The sequence below is a fragment of the Micromonospora maritima genome, assembly GCF_902825405.1.
GTDB classification, from domain to species: Bacteria; Actinomycetota; Actinomycetes; order Mycobacteriales; family Micromonosporaceae; genus Micromonospora; species Micromonospora maritima.
The window spans coordinates 1-2,256 of record NZ_CADEAU010000704.1 but is presented as its reverse complement, the minus strand read 5'-3'; the positions used below and the strand labels follow the sequence as shown (position 1 = coordinate 2,256).

Annotated in this window: 1 protein-coding gene; it reads left to right on the top strand. The window is 76.4% G+C overall.

Features of this window, described 5'->3' with window-relative positions; genetic code table 11:
- A partial coding sequence (locus HUW36_RS31290) for a non-ribosomal peptide synthetase (protein WP_174531371.1) occupies positions 1–2,256 on the top strand: 2,256 nt, incomplete at both ends.

Sequence of the window (2,256 nt, the reverse complement as noted above, 5' to 3'; positions counted from 1 at the left end):
GACCTGCCCACCCGGGGGCCGCGCCCGGCGGTGCCGTCCGACGCCGGCGCCACGCTGAGCGTGCCGCTGGACGTGCCGGCCGAGGCGCTGGCGGCGTTCTGCCAGCGGGCGCGGGTGTCGCCGTACATGGTGCTGCTGGCGGTGCTGCACGTGCTGCTGGCCCGGTGGACCGGCGAACGGGACGTGGTGGTCGGCACGCCGGTGGCCGGCCGACGCGGTCCGCAGGCGCGGCAGCTCGTCGGCCTGCTGCTCAACACCGTGGCGATCCGTGCCCGGCTGGACGACGACCCGTCCTTCGCCACGCTGCTGGAGCGGGTGCGCACCGCCGTGCTGGACGCGCTGAGCCGGGAGGAGCTGCCGTTCTCCACGGTGGTGGAGACGCTGCGCCCGCCCCGGCGGCCCGGCTTCAGCCCGCTGTTCCAGGTGATGTTCGTGTACGGCCGGGAAGCGGCCCCGCCCCGCCTGGACGGCCTCGAGGTCAGCGCCGTGGAGGTGCCGCTCGCCACCGCGAAGTTCGACCTCACCGTGGCCGTACGGGAGAACGAGCAGGGTCTGCGGACCGTGCTGGAGTACCGCACCGAGCTGTTCGACGACGACGCGATGGCCCGCCTCGCCGGGCACTTCCAGACGCTGCTGGCGTCGCTGCTCGCCGACCCGGGCGCGCCGGTCGGCTCGGCCGCCATGCTCACCGCCGAGGAGCACCGGCGGCTGGTCGACGAATGGAACCGCACCGCCACGCCGGACGAGCCGGACGAGCTGGTCCACGCGCTGATCGAGGAGCAGGCCCGGCGTACCCCCGACGGGGTGGCGGTGACCGACGACGGGACCGCGCTCAGCTACCGGGAGCTGCACGACCGGGCCGAGTCGCTGGCCGAGACGCTGCGCGGCCGGGGCGTGGGCGTCGGCAGCCTGGTCGGGGTGCTGCTGCCGCGCGCGGCGCCGTTCACCGTGGCGGTGCTGGCGGTGCTGCGGGCCGGCGCCGCCTACGTGCCGATGGACCCGGCCAACCCGCCCGCCCGGCTGCGCCACCTGATCGGGGACACCGCCGCCGCGGTGGTGCTCACCTGCGCCGAGCTGGCGCACCTCGTACCCGGGGACGTGGCGCTGCTGGTGCCGGGGCCGCAGGAGCCGGCGTCGACGGTGGAGCCGGCGCGCGGGGTCGGGCCACGGCGACGGGCGCGTCGCCGGCCCACACCGTCGGCGGACGAGCTGGCCTACGTCATCCACACCTCCGGTTCGACCGGCCGCCCCAAGGGCGTCATGGTCACCCACCGGGGGGTGGCGAACTACGTGCGCTGGGCCGCGCAGGCGTACCGGCTGCGGCCGGGCGACGTCGTCCCGCTGCACTCCTCGGTCGGGTTCGACCTGACCGTGACCAGCCTGCTGGTGCCGCTGGCCGCCGGCGCCACGGTCCGGATGATCGGTGAGCACCTCGGCCCGGCCGCGCTGGGTGAGGCGCTGCGCGACACCGCGACCCCGTTCGGGCTGGTCAAGATCACCCCGGCCCAGTTGGAGCTGGTCACGCACCAGCTGCGCCCGGACGAGCTGGCCGGCCGGACCCGGTGCTTCGTGATCGGCGGCGAGAACCTGCGCGCCGACCAGGTGGCGCCGTGGCGGCGGCACGCGCCGGAGACCGTGCTGGTCAACGAGTACGGTCCCACCGAGACGGTGGTCGGCTGCGCCGCGTACGAGGTGGAGCCGGGCACGCCCGAGGACGGTTCGGTGCCGATCGGCCGGCCGATCGCCAACACCGCGCTGTACGTGCGGGACGCGTGGGGAAATCCGGCGCCGGTCGGCGTGGCCGGCGAGCTGTACGTGGGCGGCGCCGGGGTGGCGCGCGGCTACCTCGGCCAACCGACCGTCACGGCCGAGCGGTTCCTCCCCGACCCCTTCTCCGAGGTGCCGGGCGCGCGGCTGTACCGCACCGGCGACCTCGTCCGCCGCCGGCCGGACGGCGTCCTGGAGTACCTGGGCCGCACCGACCGGCAGGTCAAGGTGCGCGGCTACCGGGTGGAGTGCGGCGAGGTCGAGGCGGCGGTCCGGCGGCACCGGCCGGACGTCGACGTGACCGTCCAGCTGCGCCGCGACGACCCGACCGATCCCCGGCTGGTCGCCTACCTGGCCGGCGGCGACGGGGCCGACCCGGCCGACCTGCGGGCCGCGCTCGCCGCCGAGCTGCCGTCCTGGCTGGTGCCGGACGCGTTCGTCCGGCTCGACGCGCTGCCGCTGACCGGCAACGGCAAGGTGGACGCCGAC